This is a genomic window from Pseudomonas meliae, assembly GCF_001400515.1.
GTDB lineage: Bacteria > Pseudomonadota > Gammaproteobacteria > Pseudomonadales > Pseudomonadaceae > Aquipseudomonas > Aquipseudomonas amygdali.
The window spans coordinates 390-605 of sequence record NZ_LJQT01000044.1; the positions used below are offsets into that span (position 1 = coordinate 390).

At 45.8% G+C, this 216-nt stretch carries 1 protein-coding gene; it reads left to right on the forward strand.

Annotated features, from left to right (window positions below; translation table 11 throughout):
- A partial coding sequence (locus tag ALO64_RS25825; RefSeq protein ID WP_217996254.1) for a hypothetical protein occupies positions 1 to 195 on the forward strand: 195 nt, incomplete at its 5' end.
- Positions 196 to 216: the final 21 nt, after the last annotated feature.

A 216-nucleotide genomic window follows, 5' to 3' on the forward strand; every position in this document is an offset into this window, starting at 1 on the left:
TTTTTCAGAGGATACTTAGGGGGGTTATTAAGAAAGCTGAGCTTAAAAACGCCGCAGAAAAATAAATTCCTGCCCTACACCGTGGAAAGTAGAAGGGCAGGAATACCAACAAAGCAGTATGAGGACAAAGCAATGATGGCATCGCAGAGTGTACAGGTTGAGGCGTGTCCTTTGAAAGGGGGGGCTCATGACTAAGCCCCTTGATGCATAGGAATT